3 protein-coding genes are annotated in these 3,333 nt (G+C 74.2%); all 3 read left to right on the top strand.

Annotated features, from left to right (window positions below):
• The first annotated feature begins 130 nt into the window (after nt 1–130).
• The 3 genes from ftsY to ABEB16_RS16360 all read left to right on the top strand — a co-directional run bounded on the left by ftsY (nt 131) and on the right by ABEB16_RS16360 (nt 3,259).
• A complete protein-coding gene (ftsY, locus tag ABEB16_RS16370; RefSeq protein ID WP_345713292.1) occupies nt 131–1,348 on the top strand; it encodes a signal recognition particle-docking protein FtsY in 1,218 nt (405 codons plus the stop codon).
• 235 nt (nt 1,349–1,583) lie between these two features.
• Entirely contained in the window at nt 1,584–2,924 is a 1,341-nt protein-coding gene (locus ABEB16_RS16365) for an ammonium transporter (protein ID WP_345713291.1), read from the top strand.
• Complete coding sequence (locus ABEB16_RS16360) at nt 2,921–3,259, top strand: P-II family nitrogen regulator (protein WP_345713290.1); 339 nt, start codon at nt 2,921–2,923, stop codon at nt 3,257–3,259. Before ABEB16_RS16365 ends, ABEB16_RS16360 begins: the two co-directional genes overlap by 4 nt.
• The last annotated feature ends 74 nt before the right edge of the window (nt 3,260–3,333 follow it).

Genomic DNA, 3,333 nt, shown 5'->3' with positions numbered 1-3,333 from the left:
CTGCGCGTCGAGGGCGCCGTGCTGCGCCGCCTGCCCGGCCGCCGCGCCGGGGTGGAGGGGCACGGCTCGGCGCAGCTGCCCGGCTGAGGCCGCCGGGCGCCCGGGCGGGAGTCTGCGAAGATCTCACCCCGTGGGCATCCTCGAGCAGATCGTCGTCCTGGTCATCGTCCTCGCCGGTGTCGTCGGCTCCCTGGCCGCCGGGTTCGTCACCCACGGCCGCCGGACCGCGCTGCCGCCCGCCCCGTCACGGCCCGCGATCCGCGCGCCGCAGCACCTGCCCGGGGTGGGCGACGACGCGGAGGAGCCGCGCGACAGCCCCACCCGCACGGTGGACGTCGTCGAGCTGCCCGAGGCCCCGGAGCCGGCCGCGCCCGGGGCGCCCGCCGAGCCCGAGGTCCCGGCGGCGCCCGCGCCGGAGCGGCCCGAGCCCGCAGCCGGGCGCCTCGTCCGGCTGCGGACCCGGCTGGCCCGGTCGAACTCCGCGCTGGGGCAGGGGCTGCTGGCGCTGCTGAGCCGCGACACCCTCGACGAGTCCACGTGGGAGGAGGTCGAGGACACGCTGCTGCTGGCCGACATCGGCGTGGACCCGGCCACGGAGATCGTGGACTCCCTGCGCGAGCGGGTGCGCGTCCTGGGCACCCGCGACGCCGACCAGCTGCGCGCGCTGCTGCGCGAGGAGCTCGTGCGGGTCGTGGACCCGGCGATGGACCGCGCCCTGCGGGTGGAGCGCCACGCCGAGCGCCCCGCCGTCGTCCTCGTGGTGGGCGTCAACGGCACCGGCAAGACCACGACGGTCGGCAAGCTCGCCCGCGTGCTCGTGGCGCAGGACAAGGACGTGGTGCTCGGCGCGGCCGACACCTTCCGCGCCGCCGCCGCCGACCAGCTGCAGACGTGGGGCGAGCGGGTGGGGGTGCCCACGGTGCGCTCCGACCGCGACGGCGCGGACCCGGCGGCGGTGGCATTCGACGCGGTCAGGGCGGGCATCGAGGCCGAGGCCGACGTCGTGCTGGTGGACACCGCCGGCCGGCTGCAGAACAAGGCCGGCCTGATGGACGAGCTGGGCAAGGTGAAGCGGGTCGTGGAGAAGCACGGGCCGGTGGACGAGGTGCTGCTGGTGCTGGACGCCACGACGGGCCAGAACGGCATGCAGCAGGCCCGGGTCTTCTCCGAGGTCGTCGACGTCACGGGGATCGTGCTCACGAAGCTCGACGGCACCGCCAAGGGCGGGATCGTGGTGGCGGTGCAGCGGGCCCTGGGGGTGCCGGTGAAGCTCGTCGGGCTCGGCGAGGGCGTCGACGACCTGGCGCCCTTCGAGGTGGAGGCGTTCGTCGACGCGATCGTGGGCTGACGTCGCGCCGGGGCTCACCCGGCGTCGTGCGGGGCGGGGTCGCGGGTCGTCGACCGGGCACCGGTGCGTAACACCGATTTCACACGACGGCCGGGTTCGTCACCGGTGCGCAACAGTCGGGCGGGGCGGGCGTAACACGTGGCGGTCACCGTTGCCCTCGTTCGCGCGCTCCCCCGAGCGCCGCGGCCCCTCACCCCGCCGGCCCCGCCGGCCTCGTGGAAGGTCGTTCCCGCCCATGGATACCGGTGCCACCGCCTGGGTCCTGACGAGCGCCTCGCTCGTCCTGCTGATGACCCCGGGCCTCGCGCTCTTCTACGGCGGCATGGTCCGCGCGAAGAGCGTCCTCAACATGATGATGATGAGCTTCGGAGCGATGGCCGTCATCGGCGTCCTCTGGGTGCTCTACGGCTACTCCGTGGCCTTCGGCAACGACGTCGGGGCCGGTCTGCTCGGCGACCCGACGGAGTTCCTCGGCCTCGACGGCCTCATGGAGGACGTCACCACGGAGGCCGGCGGCCTGCCGGCGATGGCCTTCGTCGGCTTCCAGGCCGTCTTCGCCATCCTCACCGTCGCCCTCATCTCCGGCGCGATCGCCGACCGGGCCAAGTTCGGCACCTGGCTGGTCTTCGCCGGGGTCTGGGCCACGATCGTCTACTTCCCCGTGGCGCACTGGGTGTTCGACTTCACCCTCACCGACGACGACGGCACCGTGACGCACGTCGGCGGCTGGATCGCCAACAACCTCGCCGCGATCGACTTCGCGGGCGGCACGGCGGTCCACATCAACGCCGGTGCGGCGGGCCTGGCCCTGGCCCTCGTCCTGGGCAAGCGCCGCGGCTTCGGCCGCGAGCCGATGCGCCCGCACAACCTGCCGCTGGTCATGCTCGGCGCGGGTCTGCTCTGGTTCGGGTGGTTCGGCTTCAACGCCGGTTCCGCCCTGGGCGCGAACAACACCGCCTCCGTGGTGTGGGTGAACACCCTGGTCGCCACCAGCGCCGCCGTCCTCGGCTGGCTGCTCACCGAGCGCTTCCGCGACGGGCACGCCACCTCCCTGGGTGCCGCCTCCGGTGCCGTCGCCGGCCTGGTCGCCATCACGCCGGCCTGCCACTCGGTCAGCCCGCTCGGCGCCGTCGCCATCGGCGCGATCGCCGGCGTGCTCTGCGCCCTGGCCGTCGGGCTGAAGTACAAGCTCGGTGTCGACGACTCCCTCGACGTCGTCGGCGTGCACCTCGTGGGCGGCCTGTGGGGCACCATCGCCGTCGGCTTCTTCGCCACCGACGGCGCCCCCGCCGGTGTCGCCGGCCTCTTCTACGGCGGCGGCGTGGACCAGCTCTGGCGCCAGGTCGTCGGTGCGGTGGCCGTCCTGGTGTTCTCCTTCGTCCTCACCCTGCTCATCGGCACCGTCCTGCAGAAGACCATCGGCTTCCGCATCGACGGCGAGGACGAGGTCACCGGCATCGACCAGACCGAGCACGCCGAGACCGGTTACGACCTCGCCGCCCTCGGGGGTGGTGGCCGCATCCCCACCGCCACCCGCCCCACGACCGCAGCCACCACCACGGAGGTGTCCGCATGAAGCTGGTGACGGCCATCGTCAAGCCGCACAAGCTCGACGACGTGAAGAGCGCCCTGGAGGCGTACGGGATCCAGGGCCTGACCATCTCGGAGGCCTCCGGCTACGGCCGCCAGCGCGGCCACACCGAGGTCTACCGCGGTGCGGAGTACACCGTGGACATGGTCCCGAAGGTGCGCGTGGAGGTCCTCGTCGACGACATCGACGCCGCCGACGTGGTGGAGGTCGTCGTCAAGAGCGCCCAGACCGGCCGCATCGGCGACGGGAAGGTCTGGACCGTCCCCGTCGACGACGTGGTGCGGGTGCGCACCGGGGAGCGCGGCCCCGACGCCCTCTGAGGCGAGCACCCCGGCACCGGCCCGCCCGGCGGGTCGCCCCGCCCGGCCGGGTGGTGGTCCTCCACCGCCCGGCC

The organism is Kineococcus glutinatus, from assembly GCF_039542765.1.
GTDB classification, from domain to species: Bacteria; Actinomycetota; Actinomycetes; order Actinomycetales; family Kineococcaceae; genus Kineococcus_A; species Kineococcus_A glutinatus.
The sequence above is the reverse complement of the archived record's forward strand: the minus strand, read 5'-3'. Positions and strand labels throughout refer to the sequence as shown.

What these genes read in the sequence shown, in the direction of transcription:
- ABEB16_RS16360 (WP_345713290.1), top strand. Translation starts at nt 2,921, where the DNA reads ATGAAGCTGGTGACGGCCATCGTCAAGCCGCACAAGCTCGACGACGTG.
- ABEB16_RS16365 (WP_345713291.1), top strand. Translation starts at nt 1,584, where the DNA reads ATGGATACCGGTGCCACCGCCTGGGTCCTGACGAGCGCCTCGCTCGTC.